Here is a 20,798-nt window from a genome sequence, read left to right on the forward strand (position 1 = left end):
CCCGTTACCCGTGTCCATGGACGGCGGAAATGAGCCAGACTTGCTCGACTTTGCTGATCACCAACGCCGGTAGCAGCCGCGAAGATGATGAGATCCACCAGGCAATAGAGCGCCTGCAGCAGGCCGGGCCGGTCGATGTGGTTCGACCCGAAAACGCCGCCGCCTTGCCGGAGGCTATCCGCCAGCGAGGAGACCAGTACGACCGCATCGTCCTGAGCGGCGGAGACGGCACGATCAACCTCGCCCTGGACGCTCTTGTGGAAGTCGACCGGCCCGTCGGTATTCTGCCGATGGGCACGGCCAACGACCTGGCGCGCTCGCTGGACATTCCCCCAAAGATGGAACGCGCCGTCGATATTATCCTGGCCGGCCACCTGCGCCGGATCGACGTGGGCTGCGCCAACGGGGAGAGCTTCATCAACGCCATCGGTATCGGCATGGGCCCGGAGATGACACGGGAGATGGATGCTGAATCCAAGTCGCAGCTCGGCGTGCTGGCCTACTTGAAGGGTATCGTGCAGGTTCTGCAGCATCGGCACTTTTTCCACGCCCGCATCGAAAGCGAAGAGCACTCGCGTGAAGGCGAGTATATGCAGATCACAATCGCAAACGGCATTCACTACGGTGGCGGTATGACTATCGCCAAGGACGCCGAGCTCGATGACGGCCGGTTGGACGTACTGCTGGTGCCGAAACAGAGTCGTTTGAGCCTGCTGCGCCATGCGCATCGCTTCCGCACCGGCATCACGCACGCGGCTGACACCGTCACGCATTGGCGCTGTCGCAATATCCGCATCGAAACCGACACGACGATGGAAGTCACCGCGGACGGCGAGTTTCTGACCGAAACGCCTGTCGAGTGCCGCATCTTTCCCTCATGCCTGTCGATCTATGCGCCACACTAGATCGGGCGGTGGTGCCCTTCACCATCGCTTGCGGCGACTGCTTCTTCTGCAACAAGCATCTTTACTTGCTGTGCTACGAGTCCAATTCCAACGCCAAGCAGGACGGGTGCATCAAGGTGGTAATGACGCCGTAGCTGAACGTTGGTATCCGATCAGAGGGTCAGCCAAGACACCCAAAGCGCCGGCCGTTCCGATTGCGGATAGAGAAAGCTAACGCGGTCGACGCCGCTATTTGGCATCTGCAAGTCGAGCAACTAGGCGATGGGTCACTCTCGAGAATCTCCCGGATGACCGAGACGGGCCTGATTTAGCCGAGAAAATCGTGGGCGTGAATGTCCTGGTTTTTGGTCTGCGCGCCGAGATCAGATAATCGCACTGCCATTCGGGGAACATCACGAAGTCGCTGGCGAGCGCTCAGTGCGGTACTGCACCGACACAGCGATCATCATTTATCAAATTAGTCGTTGAGATAATACTTTGGCGCTCCTGCCTGTGCGTGATGATCAGATCGGACGGGTGATTTGCTGCCCCAACAATGGAGAAGCTAACGATGACCGACAAAACCTATGACCTGATCGTGATCGGCACTGGCACCGCCGCATCGGTGAGCGCGTTCAGCTGCCGCAAGGCAGGCTGGTCAGTGGCGGTAATCGACCACCGGCCCTTCGGAGGCACTTGCGCGCTGCGCGGCTGCGACCCCAAGAAGGTGCTGATCGCCGCTACTGAGGTGATCGACGGTCTCGAGCGGATGGGCGCCATCGACACCCTGCAAGGAGAGGCTCGCATCGACTGGGCCGCGCTACAGCGCCACAAGCGTTCGTTCACCGACCCGGTGCCAGACACGCGCGAGCAGGCGTATGGCAAGCAGGGGATTGATGCCTGGCACGGCCGCGCTCGATTCACCGGCAGCAACACGGTCGTGGTCGACGACACGGCGCTCACCGCCAGACACATCGTCATTGCCGCTGGCGCCGAGCCGGCCCGATTGCCGATCGAGGGCGTCGAACATCTGGTCCTGAGCAATGACTTCCTGGAGCTGGAACAGCTGCCGCATCGTATCGTGCTGGTCGGCGGCGGTTATATCGGCTTCGAGTTCGCGCACATCGCGGCCCGGGCCGGCGCCGAGGTTACGATTCTCAATCGGAGCAAGCGGCCGTTGGCGGGCTTCGACCCGGATCTGGCCCGCTTGCTGATCGAACGCACCCGCGCGCTCGGAGTGGACGTACGGCTCGGCCATGAGGTCAAGGCGGTGCACAAGACCGGCAGCGGCTTCGAGGTTCAGGCCGACGGCCCGGAGGGTCGTGTGGACATTGGCACCGATCTCGTCATCCACAGTGCCGGCCGCGTTCCGGCACTGGCGTCACTGGATCTGGATAAGGCCGGTATCTCACACGAAAAGGGCAAACTGAAGCTGGACGGGCATCTGCGCAGCACCTCCAACCCGGCGGTGTACGCGGCCGGTGACGCCGCCGGCGGCCCCTTGCCGTTGACGCCGGTGGCCGCGCTCGAGGCCCATGCGGTGATCGATAACCTGCTCGGGAACAAAGACGCCACGGTCGACTACACGGGCATCCCCAGCGTTGTGTTTACGCTGCCGTCGCTGGCACGCGTGGGCCTGCTGGAGGCCGAGGCCAAGGAGCAGGGCCTGCGCTTCAAGGTGAAGCACGAAAGCGTGCCCGGCTGGTTTACCGCACGGCGCGTCAACGAGTCGTGCTACGGGCACAAGGTCCTGGTCGAAGAGGATAGTGGGAAAATCCTTGGCGCCCATCTGGTCGGCCCGGAGGCCAGCGAGGTGATCAACCTGTTCGGCTTTGCGATGCGCAGCGGCCTCACTGCGGATGCCCTTCGTTATGCCACCTTCGCCTATCCCACGGCGACCTCGGATATCGACTCCATGCTGCCATGAATGGCGACAGCCAGAACGCCTGCCTGGTCAGAGCGGCTGCTTGGTGGGGCGGATAATAATCTCGTTAACATCAACATCCGCCGGCTGTTCGATGGCGTAAGTAATCGCCCGCGCAATCGCATCAGCGTCAATGGCCATCTCGTACATCTCATCCACACCCTTGGCGGTATCGGGGTCGCTGATTTTACGGGTCAGCTCCGTCGCCACGGCCCCCGGCGAGATATTGGTAGAGCGGATTTCCCCATCGCCTTCCTGGCGAAGGCCTTCTGATAACGCCTTCACGGCATACTTGGTCGCGGAGTAGACGGCGGACGCGGGAAACACCTTATGCCCGGCTACCGACGAAAGATTGATGATGTGGCCGACATGCTGCTCACGCATGGTCGGCAGAACCGCAGCGATGCCGTAGAGCACACCCCTGATATTGACGTCGACCATTTTATCCCACTCGTCGACCTTGAGTTCATCGAGTGGCGACAACGGCATCAGGCCAGCGTTATTAACCAGCACGTCGATGCGGCCATAGGCTTCCTTCGCCGCCTTGGCCAGTGACTCAACCTGAGCGCGGTCAGTGACGTCGGTCACTTGGTAGATCGCTTCACCGCCCTGCTCCTTGATAGCGTCACGCAGCTCCACAAGGCGTTCCTCGCGTCGGGCGGCAAGCACCAGCTTAGCGCCGCTCCTGGCCAGGCGGTGGGCGGTGGCTTTACCGAGACCACTGCTGGCGCCAGTTATGATAACGACTTTGCCATTGATTTCTGACATGAGTTTTTCTCCTGTAAATATGAATTTTTGAAGGTTGCGAATTAAAAGTCGCGAGCCGGTTATCACGCCTGCTATGCGACGGTCAGGCGGACTGCATATCCTGCGCCATACCGTCGTAACAGCCTGTAGTGGCCGCCTCTGCCAGCACATAGGCCACGTCCGCTCGGGAGGCCTTTGCAGATTTGTCGACGTCCTCGCCCAGGATCACATCCCCGCCGCGCCCGTCGTTGGTCAATGCCACGGGGCGCAGGATCGAGTAAGTCATTCCAGAGCCCTTGAGGTACTTATCCGCTTCATGTTTCGCATTCAGGTAAGGGGCTATGTCGCCCGTGGGGTTGGACTGGTCTGCCCCTATCGAGCTGAGCATTACGAAGCGTTTGACGCCTGATTCTCGGGCCAGATCGATCAGGCGTTTGGCGCCGTCCCGATCCACTTTTTTGGTCATTTCAGGGCCCGTGGACCCGCCGGATCCTGCCGCAAAGATAACCGCCTCCATGCCATCGCAAACCCCGGCTTGCAGGTCGGCCAAATCACCAAGGCGCAACTCTACGCCCTTGGGGAGCGCACTGGTGTCAGAGCTTTCGCGAACAAGTGCTGTCGGCTTATGGCCCTGATCAATCAGGTATTGGACCAGGTTCCGGCCCGTTTTGCCGGTGGCACCGGCGACAAGGATGGTCATGCTCATAGAGAAATCCTTACAGTTGAATGTTGAATGAAATGGGCGAGGTTCCGGGCTGGTCACGGCAGGAAAATCGACTTTACGTTGACGAACTCCTTCATGCCAAAGCCGCCGTGTTCCCGCCCGTGTCCGGAATTCTTGACACCGCCAAAGGGCATATTCGGATCAGCGGCCCCGAACGAATTGATGTGAATCATGCCCGTGTCGAAGTAATCGCGGGCCAGTTTCAGGGCACGTTCCTCGTCCTTTGAAAAGATTCCTCCGCCCAGGCCATAGCGGCTTTCATTGGCCAGTCGCATGGCGTCTTCATCATCTCTGGCACGGATAATTGAGGCGACAGGTCCGAAGATTTCATCGTCGTAGGCGGGCATTCCGGGCGTGAGATCTGCCAACACCGTGGAAGGGTAATAGGCACCCACGCCGTCTGGCGCTTCGCCGCCGCAGAGGACTTTTGCGCCCTTGGCGACACTGGCGTCCACCTGCTCCTTAACTGTGTCAAACTGGTCCTGACTGGAAAGCGGGCCAAGCTGACTGTTCTTATCCGTGGGATCGCCCATGACGATGTCTTTCATCTGAGCGACGAAAGCATCGACAAAGGCATCATAGACCTCGTCGGTCACGATGAACCGCTTGGCGGAAATGCAGGTCTCTCCGTTGTTGTAAAGCCGCCCCATGACTGAAAACTCCACCGCCGTTTCGATGTCGGCATCCTGAAGTACCAGGTAAGCATCATTCGACCCCAGTTCCAACACGGTTTTTTTCAGTGCTTTGGCGGCCACTGCCCCGATGTGTTGCCCGGCCCCGTCGCTGCCGGTCAGCGTGACACCACGGACCTTGGGGTGGGCGATCAGATTATCGCTGGTGTCGTGGTCAATCACGATCACCTGAAACAAGTTCTCGGGCAGGCCCGCCTCAATGCATAATTCGCGCAGGCGCAGGCCAGCCCCCGTGCAGATGCTGGCGTGCTTCAGAACACAGCCGTTGCCAGCCATCAGATTTGCCGCCAATACCCGAACCGGCTGGTACAGGGGAAAGTTCCAGGGCTGAATCGAGTAAATGACGCCAACGGGCTGATAGCTGACGACGCCGCGCTTTCCGTTGAGCCCCTGCTCACGCTCTTCATCGGCCAAAACATCGGGTCCGCTTTCAGCGGTGTAGTCAAAGATCGCCGCACAAAGCTCGACCTCAATGCGTCCGTCTTTCAGAAGCTTGCCGGTTTCGTTGGTCATAAGGACAGCCAACTCGTCGGCATTATCACGCAATTTTTGACCGATTTTCTTAAGATAAACAGCCCGGTCCTTGTGGGTCAGTTCGCGCCATGCCAGAAAAGCCACGTGACACGCCTCAAGCCGATCAGTCGCTTCCTCTTCTGACATTATTTCGTAGCTTTTGATGTCTTTTCCTGTTGCAGGGTTGATGGTGGTGATTGTCGACATGGTCGCTCCTCGCGGATCTGACAGGTAAATGCAGGGCGGTGCCGTGCATTTGTTTCCCACGTCGGCGTTGGTGCTGTTGGTGGCCGTCGTTGGGTCGGTGCAAGGATTTTCACCCCGTCGGCGGGATCTGTCTGTTGGATAGCCAACGCATACCCCGAGATCATGGGCGGCAACAGAGTTAGCCGCATGGACCACTTGCGTTATCAGGGGCTCATTCAATGGATCATCATCGTCCCCATCAAGCCGAGCAGAAAACCCGCTACTGCGCTCATAGTGGGAAAACTGTCTCGCTCGCCATGAGCCTTCGGCGCAATATCCTCGAAGATCAAATACAAAATACCGCCACTGGAGAACAGCACGATCGTCGAGAGGGCCGACCCGCTTTAAGACAGGAACACAAAGCCTACCCACGCTGCCAATGGCCCTACCAGTGAAACCACGAGAAAGATCATCAGCAAGCGGCCTCGCAATCCTATAGTTCCATGGCTCTCACGATAGGCAGCAAATCCTTCTGGCATATTCTTCAGCGCAATCAGCCCTGCCATCCACGCCAGTACGAGGGTTCACTCCATAGATAGTGCCGTCATTGATTTCTGCGCTTGTCCATATTAGTGCATTTAACTGACAAGTCAGAGCGGCTGTCTGGCGCAGTGGATAATCAGGTATTGGAACGGGGACTGTCTGTTCGATAACGAACGCTAGAACCTCGCCTGATTTCCCGTTGTCTTTTCGGCTTAGTGCGACAACGAACCGACGCGGCGATCGTAATCTCTTAAATTGGTTGCGGAGATAATGCTATGGCGTTACTGCCATGTAAGTACCGATCAAATCGGGGCGCCAAAAACCAATCAAGGAGAAGAATATGCACGACCATACTGTAGCCACATCACGAGTTAACTCCAAAGCGGCTCTCTAGGCCGCGTTTTCCGCTGGCGCCGTTTTCATCCTCCTCGTGTACTTGATCAATTTCTACGGCATGACCATGATATTTCCGTGGTTCGCCATGGCACGTAATTAGGTCTCAATCTTTGTCCATCTCGTCTACGGCGCCGTGCTCGTCGAGACTGAATCCCAACCACTGCGCCGAGCGAATGAAATTCAACAGTGCCAGGGCCCAGTAAACCCAGGCGGTGCCGGCCAGGGCGGCGGGCCTTTTCCTGCGCCCTAAGGCCTCGGAGACCGCCAGGTAGGAGGGGTCATCAATCGCGGGGATACCATCCTTGCCGGGTTTGCCGGGTCCATATGTCACGAAACTGCCACAAACGTGACTCACCATGTAGCGATGTCTGCCAACCAATTGTCCGCACTGAAAATCAGCCCCGCCCCTGCCCGACCCGACTTCTCGGAGGCGCTGCAGCACCTGATCGACGGAAAACACCTGACCCCATTGTTTCAGCCGATTGTAGCCCTGGACGGTGGCCGCATCATCGGCTACGAGGCATTGATTCGTGGGCCCGAGGGCAGCCATTTACACAGCCCAGCGCAACTGTTTGATGCCGCCCGCAACACTCACCAGCTGGCGGCACTGGAGTACGCCTGTCGGGAGGCATCCTGCGAAGCGTTCGTGCAGCAGTCATTGCCGGGCAAACTGTTTCTCAATATGTCGCCGCTGAGCTTCACCGACCGCCACTACCGTGAAGGGGTCACTCGGGAGATCCTGGCGCGAGTCGGACTGGCGCCCGAGCGGGTGGTCTTCGAGTTGACCGAACGCCAGCCGCTCGATGAGTTCGTCTCGCTCCGGGCGGCGACCGATCACTTCCGCCATCAGGGTTTCGCGGTTGCTCTCGACGACCTGGGAGCCGGCTATGCCGGGCTGCGGGTCTGGAGTGAGCTCAACCCGGACTATGTGAAAATTGACCGCCACTTCATCAGCGACATTGACAAGGACCCCGTCAAACGTGAGTTTGTCCGGGCGATGCTGGAGATTGCACACCGCCTCGGGAATCGGGTGATTGCCGAAGGAATTGAGCGGGAGGAAGAGTTACGCACACTCGTGGCGCTGGGCGTTGAGTATGTTCAGGGCTTTTTATTGCTCCGGCCCTGCGCCCACCCACCCAGACAACTCGAGGGCCTGGACCGCCTGGTGGGATTCCGCCCCCGCTCGCACGATACGTTCACTTTCCGGCAGAAAGTCGGGGATATCGCTCAACATGCCGAGCCCATCGAACCTACGGTGACAACGCTCTCGGTTGTCGAGCGATTTCGCGCCGATCTGCAGCTGACCTGCCTCCCCGTCGTTGACGGGGACCGTCCTCTGGGTATGGTGAGTCGCAGTGAACTGTTGAATGTTTTCTCCCATCGCTATTCTTACGAGCTGCATGCGAGCAAGCCCATCGTCAGGTTCATCTGCAAACGCACCATCCGGGTGGATGTCGAATGTGAATTGAATGTCGCGGGGCAGCTGGTCACTGAAGACCCGTTGCAGAACCTGAGCGTGGATCTTCTGGTCGAGCGGGCGGGCAAGTATGTGGGCGTCGTTCGGGTGGGACGCTTGCTGCGCTGCATTACCGAGGAGAAAATGCGCCTGGCCCGGCACAGCAATCCGCTGACCGAACTGCCAGGCAACGTACCGCTGTACGAGTGGATTGACCAGCTGCTTCTGGACGCCAGACCGTTTACGGTCGCCTACTGCGATATCAATCAGTTCAAGCCGTTCAACGACGCCTTTGGATACGGCCTGGGTGACGATGTCATTCTGATGTTGGCCAAGATCCTGATGCAACAGGCCGACAAAAATCACGATTTCATCGGCCATGTCGGTGGGGACGACTTTGTTGTGGTGTTTCGCAGCGAAGACTGGCGTGACCGCTGTCATCGCATCCTTGCTCAATTCCGGGACGATGCATCAGCGTTGATGCCCGCCGGGCAGAGCGACTACTGGAGCCTGGATAGAGTGGGCAGACGCCAGCGCTTTGGCCCCCTGACGCTGTCAATCGGGTGTGTGAACCCTAACCCGGAAAGCTGCAAAACCCATCATCAGGTCGCTCAGCTGCTTGCCGAGGCGAAACATAGCGCCAAGGCATTGGGCGGTAATTCCCTGTTTGAGTCGCGCAGACGCAACCCTACTTGAGGGCCTCACGTTGAGCCCATTGCTTCACCCAATAGTCGACACTGACGTAGCGCCCGGCACCGGTAAACAACAGGCTGAGCAGCATGATGAAATAGGTGGCGGCAAATTCAATGCCGTTGTTCAGAATAACGAACGAGCCTCGACCGGTGAGCCAATCGTAGTTGCCGTTTTCCTGCAATATGGCGCGGCCTCGCTCCAGGCGGTCGGCAGCCTCGAGCACCCGCTCATTCGCCAGCCAGCTGCCGGCATCGGCAATGGCCAGCCAGCCGTTCTGCCAGTGTACGGTCACGGCCGCCACCAACATAGTGAACATCAGTGGAAGGCTGATCCAGCGGACCGCAAAACCGACGATCAACAGGATGCCACCCAGAAATTCCGTGCCCGCCGCCAGACCGGCCATCACCTCCGGCATGGGCACCCCCAACCCCCAGTCCGGGTTACCAAACCAGGCGGCCGTACTTTCAAAATTACTGAGTTTCTGCCAGCCAGCCTGAAGCATCACGGGAGCCAGGTAGAGTCTCAGAAGCAGGGGTGGCAGTCCGTCCAGGTGACGAAAGCCCGACAGTACATTTTCCAGACGACGATAAAGACCCATAACATGATTCATCTCGATTTCCTTTTTCAGGTGAGATTTCAAAATTATGGGGGTCAGTCGGTGGGGCTCACTGTTTCTTACATGAAACGGCAATCAAGCGTTCAGCTAGTATATTTCCAGTTTTATAGACTCACAGCCCAGTCGGGCAACCAGGTCAACGCCCAGGCTTCCAGCATTTTATCCACACCCGTCAACGCCATGATACCCAGCAGCAATAACATCCAGCCCAACAGCACCTTGCCGCGACTGGCGCTGTTTACCAACCCGGGAGCAGCGCGACTCAACACTCGCCGGGAGAGCAGGCCCGCTCCCAGTAGCACCGCCGCCGTGCCGATACCGAAGACCAGCATGGTGACAAACGCCATGAACATCTGCTGCCCCATGGAGGCCAGGGCGATGGCCGCCCCGAGCGTGGGCCCGACACAGGGGAGCCAGACAATGCCCAGCAGAAAGCCGACCCCGAACTGGCCCGACCAGTGGCGCGGCTCACCTGTGGGGTTGAACCTTGAGGTCAGAACTGAAAGGCGAAGACTGATCCAGTCCCCGAGCGGTTTGACCACCAGCAACAGCCCCACCAGAATCAATAGCGATGCGGCCACATAACGGAACAGTTCCGGGTCTAGGCCAGCACTCACCAGCAAAAAACTCAACAGAGTTCCGGCCAGCGCAAAGGACAGGCTGAGCCCCAGCGCCAGCGCATAGGGCCCCCACTTGCTCTGCCCGCTCGCCGAGCCCATCACAATGGGCACCAGTGGCCAGACGCAAGGCGACAGTATGCTCAGCGCACCGGCGAGAAGCGCCAGCGGTAGAGCGGCAAGCTCCAGACTCATTGGACCTGCCCGGCCGCTTCGTCGAGCGCTTCAAAAATAACGTCTTTGCGGGTCTCCGCCACACTGAACCATAGACGCTCTTCGCCCCGGTAAAGAATCAGAGTGGACTGCCGCGGTGCCTTGAAGTGTTTTACCCACTTTTTCTGATCGTCGAAATCAATATTGAGTATGGTCAGAGGCACCTCAGGGTTCTGTGCCTGATATTCCGCCAATGCCTCACCCTGTTTCGCGCAGGTGGGGCACCACTCGGCATGCACATCCAGAAGAATCAGGGTGTTTTCCTGTTCCTGTAACGATTTGAAGCGCTCTTCGGTAAAAGAGGTTTTCTCGACATCCGCGCTCACGGCGTTGACGGCAAACGCCAGGCCGATCATCGCCAGTACAGTTTTCAGGGTTGACATGATGTTGACTCCTCGGTGGTGTGTTATGAATTAGGTAGTGGGGACCGGAACGACTCGGCTCAAAAGCCTCAGGCGTTTCGATCGTTTTCGGAGTGCCGTTCGCTCTCTGACTTTTTTGTGTAGGTGCGTGAGGCGCGACGCAGAAAGTCCAGCTGTCCATCAAAGCGGCGGCAACCGGAACACATCATGGTGTGAAAACGCAGCGACATCCGCTCTCTTCCAGAGAGCGGTCGCTCTTTGGACTCGGACATTAAACGGGTGGCTTGGTGGCAGTTCATCATAGCTGTTGAGCCCTCTTGAACCAGTTGTCCTCCAGACATTCGCGCAGCCGGAGCCGGGCGCGATGCAAAAGCACGTGCAAATTACTGACGGTTAGCGTGACCGTCTCACAGATTTCGTCAGTGGTGAGCCCAATGAATTCCCTCATCATGAACACCCTGGCCTGTTTGGCCGGCAAATGATCAAGACAGGCCTCAAAAACCCGCCAGAAGTGTCCGTCTTCCAGGGCCGCATCGGGGTCTGGCCAGACGCCGGGACGCTCCTCGGGGCGCCAGAAACCCTTGTCATTGAACAGGTCGCCCGGCTCCGTCGACTCATCGTCGTCGTAGGCCAGGCTACTCTCATTGATCAGGTGCTTCTGGCTTCGAAAATGATCGGTGATCTTGTGCTTGAGAATGGCGAACACCCAGGTTTTGAAGGCGGAGGAACCGGCAAAGGATTTGGCATTTTTAAGCGCGCCGGCCAGCGCCTCCTGAACCGCATCTTCCGCTGCCGCCGGGTCCGACAACTGCAACTGCGCAAAGCGCAGCATCTGTTTTCGCAGCTCGATCAGGTAGCGTTCGTCACAGAAAAAATCGTGGGACTCCCGGAGTGAGTTCATGACGTATTCTCGTTGTCGGTCGAAAAGGAATCGGCGGGTATCCTGCACTCTTCCGCATAGCGCACCCGCGCCGCGCTATAGGAGGCAACACAATAGGGCACCAGAAAGTTCAACAGCACATGAAACCAGGAAATGGGCTCGTTTCCAGAAAAGGCCGCCCCCTGATTGACAAGATTCAGGATCACGCCCACCACCAGCGCCACTTTCAACGCATTACGGGGCACAGGCGCCCGCCAGGCGTGACGCCACAGACCGAATGACCAATTAGAAATTTTACCCATGCTCAATTCCACTGGCACGCCGCTCAGGCATGCATGAATGACAGGTTCTGAACCGTTTTTCGAACCACATCGGCGATCAGCGCCTCGTCGGCTTCCGGCTCCAGTTGCTCGGCGCTACCCCGGTTGCCTGTCGCCACCGCCTGAATGGAGCCGTGCTCCTTGAGCACCAGAAATTCGCCGGCACAGCTCTGACAATAGATCGGGTCGGAGCTGCGATGATGACGCATGACCACCAGCGTCGGGCCACACATGGGGCACTCCTGCAACGGGATGCCTTCATCACTGTGCCCCTGAATATGCTGCAGGTCTGTCTTGTCCACCAGGTTGGCCAGAACATCCGCCCAGCGAGCATCAAACTGAGCGTCCCGCCCGCACCGCACAATATCCAGAGCCTCTTCAATCGGCATCGGCTGACGATAGGGCCTCGCACTGGTCATGGCATCAAAGGCATCGGCCACGCCGACCACTCGAGCCATGTCCGGAATATCCTGCCCGGACAACCCTTTGGGATAGCCCGAACCATCCGGGCGTTCATGATGCAGCAAGACGGTAGACTTGACCCAGCCGGCCAGTGGATGACCCGATAGCAGGCGCGCACCTTGCTCCGGGTGGGTTTTGATCACTGCAAACTCCTCGTCATCCAGCAGCCCCGGCTTGCGTAAAATCTCGTCCGGAATTCCGATTTTCCCCAGGTCATGCAGAAAACCGCTCAACCCGACATGGGCAATCTCTTGCTCGGAGAGCCCTGCAACCCGTGCCATGAGCTGTGCATAGCGGGACACTCGCCAGAGGTGTCCACCTGTGTAGGGGTCGCGCGCTTCGACAAACCAGGCCATCAACAGCAGGCTGGTCAGCAGGTCCTCCCAGTAGTCGTTGGCTCCTGCCGGTTGCCCGTGCCACTTGAACCGGCGCCCTCCAAACCATGCTTGCAATCCCATACCGACTCCCCCTCGTTACGTGATCTGCCATAGCACGAACCGGTTGGTTGGCATCCGCACCGTGGCCGCTTTTCTATCAAGTCGTCACGGCGCGGACTTTCTTACAGGAGGGCGCACATTTTTTATCAGATTATCCGGCGCCCAATGTCCAACGCGTGTCCAGATCGCGCAGCAGGTACAGTGCAATGCAGGCGGCCAGCATGGGCCAGGCGGCAAAAAACAGCAGGTTGTTGAAGGCATCCAGGTATTGATTGTAAGAGGACAGGGTCGACACCCCGTGCAGCAACAACACCAGCCCGTAGGTAATCCGCTTCCATAGTCCGGCCACGAAGGCCAGAACCAGAGCCAGCTCTATCACGCCGATAGCGTAAAAAATCTCGGTCGAAAAGCCTCCCAGGCCATAGAAGCCCTCGAACACCCGCGCGGAGTGCTCCGGCTGGACAAATTTATCCAGCGTCCACATCAACATCACAATGAAGACCCCCAGGCGCAGCAATAGCAGGGACCAGGTCAGGCGTGCCTGTTGTTCCATGGTGTTCTCCGTTCAGGCGGTGGATGGAAGCGGTCGATAACTGTCCAGCAGGCTGAACACATCGGCCAGCAGCGGCTCCAGAATGCCGGCATTCAGCTCGCGCTGGGCGTAGGTGCGCAGGCCCATGATCTGCACCTGCACCACTCTCGCCAGGCGCTCCGGGTCCGTGTCGGGGCGAATCTCGCCCTGCGCAATTGCACGTTTGAGAAGCTGCTCGATGGCAAGCTCCATGCTGCCCAGCAATGCATTGACCCTGGAACGCAGAGGCTCATCGTCCTCGGAGACTTCGAGCAGCGTCTTGACGATCATGCAGGCTCTGGCGGGCGGCTCGGTGCCGACCGTGCCCCCGAGCACCAACTCACGCAGAAACGCCTTGAGCGCGTCCAGAGCTGTGGGCTCCCGTTCGATATGCCCCTGAAGCTCGTGAAACATGGTGGCGGCGTAACGGTCCAGCGCTTCCAGAAACAGGGACTCTTTGCTGCCGAAAGCCGCGTACAGGCTCCCGGGTCGCATATTGAGCGACTGCTCCAGGTGTTTGAGCGAGGTGGCATGGTAGCCGCGGGCCCAGAACAGCCGGACTGCCTGGTCGAGCGCTTCCTGCCGGTCGTATTTCGGGGCACGTGGCATGAAAAACCTCTGCGACATTGAAAGATGAGTGGCACTGAGAGAAATATACTTGAACAATCACTCAATAACAACTAGAGTGGAACTGTACTTGAGCATTCACTCAAAAACGGAGGATTCCATGAACGATTTCAAATTGCACGATGTCGACAGCGCACCCGAAGAGTCCAAACCCCTGCTGAAAAAGTCGCTGGACGATTTTGGCATGATCCCCAATCTGCACGCGGTGATGGCCGAAGCTCCGGGCACCCTGGAGGGCTACCAGAAGCTGCACGAGCTGGTACTGAACTCGAGCCTGAACAACGACGAGAAGACCGTGGTCTGGCAGACCATCAACGTGGAAAACCAGTGCCACTATTGTGTACCCGCCCACAGCGGCATCGCCCGGTCAATGAAGGTGTCTGAGGACATCGATAACGCCCTGCGCGACAAAACGCCGCTGCCGGACGACAAGCTGGAGGCACTGCGCAACTTCACCCTGGGCGTGGTGCGTGACCGGGGGAATGTCAGTGAGAAGGAGCTGAACGCGTTTTACGAGGCGGGTTACGGCCACCGTCAGGTACTGGAAGTGATTCTGACCGTCTCCCAGAAGGTGATGAGCAACTACATCAACCACATTGCGAAGACACCTGTCGACGAGCCGTTCAAGTCTTTTGAATGGAAGGCTTCTTAAGCGGCTGGAGCCACCGGGCTTTTACCCGGTGGCGATCCCGCCCAAGGCCCGTCAGGGCAAATAGACCCGCGCGAACACGGCTTTGAGATAGTCGGTTTCGGGAATCGCGGGATGCACCGGATGGTCCGCTCCCTGCCCACCCTGGGCGATGATCTGGACGTGACGGTTCAGGTGCCTTCCGGCACCGCGCAGCATGTCGTTCAGCGTATCGCGCCCCAGGTGCATGGAGCAGGAGGCAGACACCAGCAGACCGTCCTTGCCCAGCAGACGCATGGCCAGCTCGTTGATGTGCCGATAGGCGGACTCACCCGCACGCTGGTCCTTGCGCTTTTTAATAAAGGCGGGAGGGTCGAGCACGACCACATCGTACGTCTCACCCGCGGCCACCAACTCTTTCAGGCGTGACAGCGCCTTGCCCTGCATGACCTGCACCCGATCGGCCACGCCGTTGAGCTCGGCGTTGACGGTGGCCCATTCGAGCGCCTGCTCGGACGCATCCAGGCAGGTCACCTCCGAGGCGCCGGCACGAGCGGCCTGTATGCCCCAGCCGCCCACGTAGGAAAACACATCCAGTACCCGCTTACCCTCGCACCAGTTCTGCAGGCGGGCACGGTTATCGCGGTGATCGTAAAACCAGCCGGTTTTCTGGCCGCTGCCCAGCGGAATCTGGAAGCGGGTGTCGTTCTCGACCAACTCCACCGACTCGGGCAGCTCGCCAAACGCGACCTCCTGGTAGCGCGGAAGGAACTCCATGTCGCGCGCGCCGTGATCGTTGTCGAGCAGGATCCCTTTGGGGTTGAGGCACTGTACCAGCGCTTCGATGATCTCGGCTTTCAGCGCCTCCATGCCGGCACTGGCAATCTGCACCACCAGGTAGTCACCGAAACGATCCACCACCAGCCCGGGCAGCAGGTCGGCATCGCCGTAAATCAGCCGATAATAGGGGCCGGGGAAGTAGCCATCGCGCAGCCCCAGCGCCTGATTGATGCGGTGCACAAACAGGGATTTGTCGAGCGGCAACGCCAGATCGCGGCTGACAAGACGCGCACAGATCAGTCCACCGGGGCTCATCAGGGCAATGCCCATACTTTTCCCGGACGTGGTCTGGACATCCACCGCCGTGCCCGGCTCAAATGGCTTGAGCGGCGTGCGCGCCACATCCACCTCATTACTGTAAACCCAGAGGTGGCCGCGCTTCAGGCGGCGGTCGGCGTTTTTCTTCAACATCAATACGGGCAGGGTCATAACGGGCATTTCCATAGGGGGTAAGGCATAGGGGTAAGCAAAGGCGATGCATGCGGGCGCCTCTTGGCGGCGGCATTGTACGACAGTGCGAGGGTTATTTGTCGGGTTCGGGAATTTTCAGCTCGTTTTGTTCCGCAAAACGATCAATATCGGCGTCTGTGGCCCCTTCGCGGCACTCACCGCGCAGCCACATCTGTTCGTGGGACAGCCGATAATCCAGCTCCAGAAAACCCTCCCGGCAGTATCCTGTCAGCTCCAGCGCACGCTCGGTATTGCGGCGCAGGTAGCGATGGGCGCGATCCCCCAGTGGTTCCGTGGTGCGATGTTGCCTGGCCTCTCCCGGCGAGCGGTAAACCTCCACCAGATTGCGACGCCGATCATCCGGTGAACTCAAACGGTAAACAAACAGCTTGCTGGTATTGGGCAGCACTTCAATACTCAGGGTTTCATCCAGTGACGCAAAATGCCGACCGGTGCTGCATCCCATGAGCGCGACGGCAAGCCCGGCCCCCATCAGCCACTGGGCGGCTCGTGTTGTTTGCTGGAGCATCGCTCCCTCCTGTTGTTTGAGTCCGACTGGGGCTTCAAGCTTCTGCCGCCCCGGCCGATATCTCTCCCGGTAAGCCCGGCTTTGATCAGAGCTTTACCCTAATGTATTTCGTGTCTGTTAACCACCGCTGGAGATTGCGCTTTGACTCGTGACCGCCACCCGCCGCAACACCCTGCGCCCGCGCGCTCATCGGCGTTGAGGGCGATGACTGCCGCCCTGTGCCTGCTGGCCCTCCCGGTCGTGGCGGGCCCGAGCCTGCCGCATTTGGGGGAGCACCCCCAGGGCCAGACCGGGCGTGTGGAGCCCACGCCCTGGACCTTACCCTGGAGCCGGCAAGAGGATACCAGTGAAACTGACGACGCCAACCCCGAAACGGGCGAATCCGCTGCACTCGGGGCCGACTCGGCGGCGCCCGCCGGCAGCGCCCCCCTGTGCCCCGCCTCGGCCCGGCACTACCGAAAATCCCTGCTGATCACCGCCTTTCCCCGGCGTACACCGGCCTCGTCCAACGCCGGTCGCCTGCATGGCGCCGAGCAGCATTTACCCCGGATGCTGGGAGAGCAGTTGGCCGGCTCGGGCCAGCTGGCCGGCCTGCAGAAAATCGGGCAGGCTCTGCCGCGCGCCGCCGACAACCCCACCCGGCGCGCCCAGCAGGTGCGCCAGCTGGCCCACCGCAGCAACGCTCAACTGGTACTGACCGGAGAACTGGTGGAGCTGGCCCTGGCTCAGGACCGCGCCGCCCTGGCGCCGGGGCTGCTCAACCGTGGCCGCAACGCGCTGGTCGGTGGCCTCAGGCTCAACCCGGACTGGGACACCCGGCAGCGGGATTTTGTTCTGGAATTGTCGCTGTTGGACGGCCTGACCGGCGAGCCGGTGTACACGCAGCAATTTCATCGGCGGGGCATCTGGAACCCGAAGCGGGCCGAGCGCACGGCATTTGGCACCCCCGGATTCTGGGAGACCGACTACGGCGAGAAGATTCAGGCACTGATGGAGGAGGTCGGTGCGGAGCTGAACGAGGCCATTCGCTGCGTGCCACTGGCGGCCCGCCTGGAAGCCGCTCGACCGGGGCAACCGCTGATTCTGCACGCGGGCGTCGAGCAGGGCTTGCATCCGGGGGACCGGCTGCCCCTCTACCGGGTGGCAAAGCGGGCGGTGCAGGGTGAATACCGTCAGTACAGCGCCCACCTTATCCAGAGCGATGCGCGCGTTACCGTGCGTGAAGCCTACCCCGATTACAGCCTGGTCGAGCTGGAGGGCGACGGGCCCCTACGCGGAACCCATGTCGCCCTCAGCCCGGGCGCCCAGCCACTGGCGGCTGGCCGTTAAGCGTCAGAAGAGGATTCGACGTCAGCCGATTGCGCGGAGTCGTTCTTCTTCTGCACCTGCTGAACCGCCTGGGCAAACACCGCATCAAAGTTGATGGGCGGCAGCATCAGCGGCGGGAAAGCGCCACGAGTCAGGGTGGAATCGATCACTTCGCGCGTATAGGGGAACAGAATCTGGGGGCAGGTGGTGTTGATCACCTGGCTCAACTGCGCCTTCTCCAGCCCGTTGATGGCGAACAGACCGGCCTGCTTCACCTCGACCAGAAAGACCACTTTGCCCTCCATGGTGGCGGTGATGGTCATCAGCAGCACCACTTCGTAGTGGTTGTCTTCCAGGTTGCTGACCTGAACATTGAGCTCCTGATCGATTTTCGGCTTCCAGGCGCGACTGAACGCATCCACTCCCATTGGGGTTTCAAAGGACAGGTCCTTCAGGTAGATACGCTTGATCTGCAGGCCCTTCTGCTGGGTCGGCTGCGCGCCTTCCGCTCCGTTAGCCTGGGTTGTTTCCTGGTTTTGTGTGTCGTCAGCCATAGTGTTTTACCGTGATTGTATCGATGTTTGATTGTTGTTGGATTATGACAGCCCGAGCAGGTCGTCGAGCTTGCCACTTTTGTCCAGTGCCCAGAGGTCGGTAAAGCCACCCACATGGGTCTCACCCACCCAGATCTGCGGCACCGTGCGCTGACCGCTCTCGGCCATCATGCGCTCGCGCAGTTTGGGTTCGCGGTCAACGCGAACCTCCTCAAAGGCCACCCCTTTGCTCTTGAGCAGCTGCTTGGCGTTGACGCAGAAGGGACAAACCGCCGTTGTGTACATGACTACTTTGGACATAAATCTCGTTCCCGGCCATTGGCCTGTTACTTGAATCGGCCCGTTACTTGACCAGGGGCATGCCTTTGGCCTGCCAGTCGGTCACACCGCCGGCCAGTCGGCGCACGTCAAAGCCCTTGGCTCCCAGAGTGCGGCCCGCCGCCCCGGCGTGCTGACCGTATTTGTCGGCCACCACGATAACCTTCTCGCGGTAGGGCTCCAACACCTTTTCCGCCTCGGCCTCGACCTTCTTGTAAGGCACGTTGATCGCACCGGAGATATGCCCGCCCTTGAATTCGGCCGCCTCGCGCACATCGAGCAGCACCGCTTCCTCATTATTGAGCATCCGGGTGACCTCAAAAGCGGGAATCGGGCGGCCGTTTTTGATTCGCTCGCGCCAGGCGTATACGGCCATCAGCACAAACAGCGTAGTAACCAGGAGCCACTCCTGGCTGACAAACACAAAAAATTCCACGTCTCAGCCTTCCTCAACTCGGAACAGGGGGTTTGGCCGCGCCCCGAAAACCCGGGACGCGGAGCGCGCCGCAGTATACACCATAGAGGCACGATTTCTCAGCCGGCGGCGGCCGATGACGCACAAAACGACGCCGACACGGCCTGACAATCGCCTCCAGACGCCCCGATAACGCCCCCATGACGATGCATGGACGTAGAGTTACCCTCGGTAACGCGTTAGAATAGCGGTTTTGCGCCCAACGGCGCTCAATTCACAACACCACCCGGAGAAGTGAAGCGCATATGACCGCCACTAAAAAGCCCCTCGTCCTGATTGTCCTGGATGGCTACGGTTACTCGGAAAAAACCGAGCACAACGCCGTCTACAGTGCCAACACGCCGATCTGGGATCGCCTCTGGAGCGAACGCCCGAAAAACCTCATCGCCACCTCTGGCATGGCGGTCGGCCTGCCCGAAGGGCAGATGGGCAACAGTGAAGTGGGTCATATGACCATCGGGGCCGGGCGCGTGGTGTACCAGAACTTCACCCGCATCAATAAGGCCATCGAAGACGGCGATTTTTACGAGAACCCCGCCTACACCGCCGCCATCGACAAGGCCGTCAAAGCCGACAAGGCCGTGCACGTCATGGGCCTGCTGTCCGAGGGGGGCGTTCACAGCCACCAGGACCACATCTACGCCATGCTCGAAATGGCCGCCAAACGCGGGGCCAAAAAAGTCTACCTGCACGCCTTCCTGGATGGCCGGGATACTTCACCGCGCAGCGCCAAGCCCTCGCTGGAAAAAGCCGAGAAGCTGCTCAAAGAGCTGGGCGTGGGCCGGGTGGCCAGCATCTGTGGCCGCTACTTCGCCATGGACCGGGACAACCGCTGGGACCGGGTGGAGCAGGCCTATAACGCCATGGCCTCGGGCCAGGCCGAGCGGTCCGCCAAGACTGCGGTCGAGGGTCTCGCCGCCGCCTACGAGAACGATGAAAACGACGAGTTCGTCAAAGCCACCGTGATTGTCGGTGACGGCGAGCGGCCGATTGCCATGGAAGACGGCGACGTGGGCATTTTCATGAACTTTCGGCCGGACCGCGCCCGGCAGATCACCCGCGCTCTGGTGGACCCGAACTTTGACGGCTTCCAGCGCAAGCACTTCCCCAAGCTGGCCGACTTTGTCATGACCACCGAGTACGCCGACAACATCGACGCCAACACCGCCTTCCCGCCGGTTGATCTGGTCAACTCTTTCGGCGACTACCTGTCCAAGCAGGGCAAAACCCAGCTGCGCATCGCCGAGACCGAGAAGTACGCCCACGTGACCTTCTTCTTCAATGGCGGTAAAGAGGCCGAGTTCGAGGGCGAGGACCGCATTCTGGTGCCCTCCCCCAACGTCGCCACCTACGACCTGCAGCCGGAGATGAGCGCCCCGGAAGTGACTGACAAGCTGGTCGGCGCCATCGAGTCGGGCAAGTACGACGCCATCATCTGCAACTACGCCAATGGCGACATGGTGGGCCACTCCGGCATTTTCGAAGCTGCGGTCAAGGCCGTTGAGGCGGTGGACGAGTGCCTGGGTCGGGTGCTGGAAGCGACCGAGAAAGTGGGCGGCGAAGCGCTGATTACCGCCGACCACGGCAACGTGGAAGAGATGTACGACCCGGAGTCCGGTCAGGTCAGCACCCAGCACTCCACCCTGCCGGTGCCGCTGGTGTACGTCAGCTCGCGCAAGGGCACCATCGCCGACGGCGGTTCATTGGCCGATCTGGCGCCGACCATGTTGCACCTGATGGACATTCCGCAACCCAAGGAAATGACCGGTCGCAACCTGATTGCCCTGGAGTCATAGCGCCAGATCATAGTCCCAGAGTCATAATAACGTCACG

Annotated in this window: 24 protein-coding genes; 6 read left to right on the forward strand and 18 right to left on the reverse strand. The window is 59.7% G+C overall.

Features of this window, described 5'->3' with window-relative positions; translation table 11 throughout:
* The first annotated feature begins 29 nt into the window (after positions 1–29).
* The gene (locus AAE484_RS05860; protein WP_341937415.1) at positions 30–905 is read left to right on the forward strand and encodes a lipid kinase; all 876 of its coding nucleotides are present in this window, start codon (positions 30–32) and stop codon (positions 903–905) included.
* Between the two features lie 550 nt (positions 906–1,455).
* A complete protein-coding gene (locus AAE484_RS05865) occupies positions 1,456–2,811 on the forward strand; it encodes a dihydrolipoyl dehydrogenase family protein (protein ID WP_341937416.1) in 1,356 nt (451 codons plus the stop codon).
* 27 nt (positions 2,812–2,838) lie between these two features.
* On the opposite strand, the gene AAE484_RS05870 is transcribed toward AAE484_RS05865, so the two are convergent.
* The 4 genes from AAE484_RS05870 to AAE484_RS05885 all read right to left on the reverse strand — a co-directional run bounded on the left by AAE484_RS05870 (position 2,839) and on the right by AAE484_RS05885 (position 6,940).
* Positions 2,839–3,576, reverse strand: a complete 738-nt coding sequence (locus AAE484_RS05870) for an SDR family oxidoreductase (RefSeq protein ID WP_341937417.1) — start codon at positions 3,574–3,576, stop codon at positions 2,839–2,841.
* Between the two features lie 82 nt (positions 3,577–3,658).
* Positions 3,659–4,261, reverse strand: coding sequence for an SDR family oxidoreductase (locus tag AAE484_RS05875; RefSeq protein WP_341937418.1), 603 nt, complete (start codon positions 4,259–4,261; stop codon positions 3,659–3,661).
* Between the two features lie 53 nt (positions 4,262–4,314).
* Positions 4,315–5,691, reverse strand: coding sequence for an NAD-dependent succinate-semialdehyde dehydrogenase (locus AAE484_RS05880; RefSeq protein WP_341937419.1), 1,377 nt, complete (start codon positions 5,689–5,691; stop codon positions 4,315–4,317).
* A gap of 1,021 nt (positions 5,692–6,712) precedes the next feature.
* Positions 6,713–6,940 (reverse strand): hypothetical protein, encoded by a 228-nt coding sequence (locus tag AAE484_RS05885; RefSeq protein ID WP_341937420.1) that lies wholly within the window; start codon positions 6,938–6,940, stop codon positions 6,713–6,715.
* Positions 6,941–6,973: 33 nt separating this feature from the next.
* Here AAE484_RS05885 and AAE484_RS05890 point away from each other — a divergent pair, with 33 nt between their 5' ends.
* Complete coding sequence (locus AAE484_RS05890; RefSeq protein ID WP_341937421.1) at positions 6,974–8,761, forward strand: bifunctional diguanylate cyclase/phosphodiesterase; 1,788 nt, start codon at positions 6,974–6,976, stop codon at positions 8,759–8,761.
* On the opposite strand, the gene AAE484_RS05895 is transcribed toward AAE484_RS05890, so the two are convergent.
* The 9 genes from AAE484_RS05895 to AAE484_RS05935 all read right to left on the reverse strand — a co-directional run bounded on the left by AAE484_RS05895 (position 8,754) and on the right by AAE484_RS05935 (position 13,845).
* Positions 8,754–9,368 (reverse strand): HvfX family Cu-binding RiPP maturation protein, encoded by a 615-nt coding sequence (locus AAE484_RS05895; RefSeq protein ID WP_341937422.1) that lies wholly within the window; start codon positions 9,366–9,368, stop codon positions 8,754–8,756. The genes AAE484_RS05890 and AAE484_RS05895 overlap by 8 nt on opposite strands.
* A 110-nt stretch (positions 9,369–9,478) precedes the next feature.
* Entirely contained in the window at positions 9,479–10,186 is a 708-nt protein-coding gene (locus tag AAE484_RS05900) for a cytochrome c biogenesis CcdA family protein (RefSeq protein WP_341937423.1), read from the reverse strand.
* Entirely contained in the window at positions 10,183–10,587 is a 405-nt protein-coding gene (locus AAE484_RS05905) for a thioredoxin family protein (RefSeq protein ID WP_341937424.1), read from the reverse strand. The genes AAE484_RS05900 and AAE484_RS05905 overlap by 4 nt, the downstream gene beginning before the upstream one ends.
* Before the next feature lie 68 nt (positions 10,588–10,655).
* Positions 10,656–10,868: a zf-HC2 domain-containing protein gene (locus AAE484_RS05910; protein ID WP_341937425.1), complete on the reverse strand. Its 213-nt coding sequence runs from the start codon at positions 10,866–10,868 to the stop codon at positions 10,656–10,658.
* A complete protein-coding gene (locus AAE484_RS05915) occupies positions 10,865–11,467 on the reverse strand; it encodes a sigma-70 family RNA polymerase sigma factor (protein WP_341937426.1) in 603 nt (200 codons plus the stop codon). The genes AAE484_RS05910 and AAE484_RS05915 overlap by 4 nt, the downstream gene beginning before the upstream one ends.
* Complete coding sequence (gene nrtS / locus AAE484_RS05920) at positions 11,464–11,748, reverse strand: nitrate/nitrite transporter NrtS (RefSeq protein WP_341937427.1); 285 nt, start codon at positions 11,746–11,748, stop codon at positions 11,464–11,466. The genes AAE484_RS05915 and nrtS overlap by 4 nt, the downstream gene beginning before the upstream one ends.
* 23 nt (positions 11,749–11,771) lie before the next feature.
* Complete coding sequence (locus AAE484_RS05925; protein WP_341937428.1) at positions 11,772–12,686, reverse strand: HD-GYP domain-containing protein; 915 nt, start codon at positions 12,684–12,686, stop codon at positions 11,772–11,774.
* A 130-nt stretch (positions 12,687–12,816) separates the two neighbouring features.
* Positions 12,817–13,218 carry a hypothetical protein gene (locus tag AAE484_RS05930; RefSeq protein ID WP_341937429.1) on the reverse strand — a complete coding sequence of 134 codons (402 nt, stop codon included), beginning with the start codon at positions 13,216–13,218 and terminating at the stop codon, positions 12,817–12,819.
* 12 nt (positions 13,219–13,230) lie between these two features.
* Positions 13,231–13,845 (reverse strand): TetR/AcrR family transcriptional regulator, encoded by a 615-nt coding sequence (locus tag AAE484_RS05935; protein WP_341937430.1) that lies wholly within the window; start codon positions 13,843–13,845, stop codon positions 13,231–13,233.
* Positions 13,846–13,963: 118 nt separating this feature from the next.
* Here AAE484_RS05935 and AAE484_RS05940 point away from each other — a divergent pair, with 118 nt between their 5' ends.
* Positions 13,964–14,515, forward strand: a complete 552-nt coding sequence (locus tag AAE484_RS05940; protein ID WP_341937431.1) for a carboxymuconolactone decarboxylase family protein — start codon at positions 13,964–13,966, stop codon at positions 14,513–14,515.
* Between the two features lie 51 nt (positions 14,516–14,566).
* Here the strand turns inward: AAE484_RS05940 and AAE484_RS05945 are convergent, their stop codons facing one another.
* Together AAE484_RS05945 and AAE484_RS05950 are read right to left on the reverse strand one after the other, a co-directional pair.
* Positions 14,567–15,760: a class I SAM-dependent rRNA methyltransferase gene (locus tag AAE484_RS05945; RefSeq protein ID WP_341937432.1), complete on the reverse strand. Its 1,194-nt coding sequence runs from the start codon at positions 15,758–15,760 to the stop codon at positions 14,567–14,569.
* Positions 15,761–15,854: 94 nt separating this feature from the next.
* Positions 15,855–16,310 (reverse strand): hypothetical protein, encoded by a 456-nt coding sequence (locus AAE484_RS05950; RefSeq protein WP_341937433.1) that lies wholly within the window; start codon positions 16,308–16,310, stop codon positions 15,855–15,857.
* A 204-nt stretch (positions 16,311–16,514) separates the two neighbouring features.
* On the opposite strand from AAE484_RS05950, the gene AAE484_RS05955 reads away from it, so the two are divergent.
* A complete protein-coding gene (locus AAE484_RS05955) occupies positions 16,515–17,639 on the forward strand; it encodes a flagella assembly protein FlgT middle domain-containing protein (RefSeq protein ID WP_341937434.1) in 1,125 nt (374 codons plus the stop codon).
* On the opposite strand, the gene secB is transcribed toward AAE484_RS05955, so the two are convergent.
* Genes secB through AAE484_RS05970 form a run of 3 tightly spaced genes read right to left on the reverse strand, consistent with a single transcriptional unit; the run spans position 17,636 to position 18,926 of the window.
* Positions 17,636–18,172 (reverse strand): protein-export chaperone SecB, encoded by a 537-nt coding sequence (gene secB / locus AAE484_RS05960; RefSeq protein WP_341937435.1) that lies wholly within the window; start codon positions 18,170–18,172, stop codon positions 17,636–17,638. The genes AAE484_RS05955 and secB overlap by 4 nt on opposite strands.
* A gap of 42 nt (positions 18,173–18,214) precedes the next feature.
* The gene (grxC, locus tag AAE484_RS05965; protein ID WP_341937436.1) at positions 18,215–18,472 is read right to left on the reverse strand and encodes a glutaredoxin 3; all 258 of its coding nucleotides are present in this window, start codon (positions 18,470–18,472) and stop codon (positions 18,215–18,217) included.
* A 43-nt stretch (positions 18,473–18,515) separates the two neighbouring features.
* Entirely contained in the window at positions 18,516–18,926 is a 411-nt protein-coding gene (locus AAE484_RS05970) for a rhodanese-like domain-containing protein (protein WP_341937437.1), read from the reverse strand.
* 284 nt (positions 18,927–19,210) lie between these two features.
* Here AAE484_RS05970 and gpmI point away from each other — a divergent pair, with 284 nt between their 5' ends.
* Entirely contained in the window at positions 19,211–20,761 is a 1,551-nt protein-coding gene (gene gpmI / locus AAE484_RS05975) for a 2,3-bisphosphoglycerate-independent phosphoglycerate mutase (RefSeq protein ID WP_341937438.1), read from the forward strand.
* The last annotated feature ends 37 nt before the right edge of the window (positions 20,762–20,798 follow it).

The organism is Marinimicrobium sp. C2-29, from assembly GCF_038419845.1.
Classification (GTDB): Bacteria; Pseudomonadota; Gammaproteobacteria; order Pseudomonadales; family Cellvibrionaceae; genus Marinimicrobium.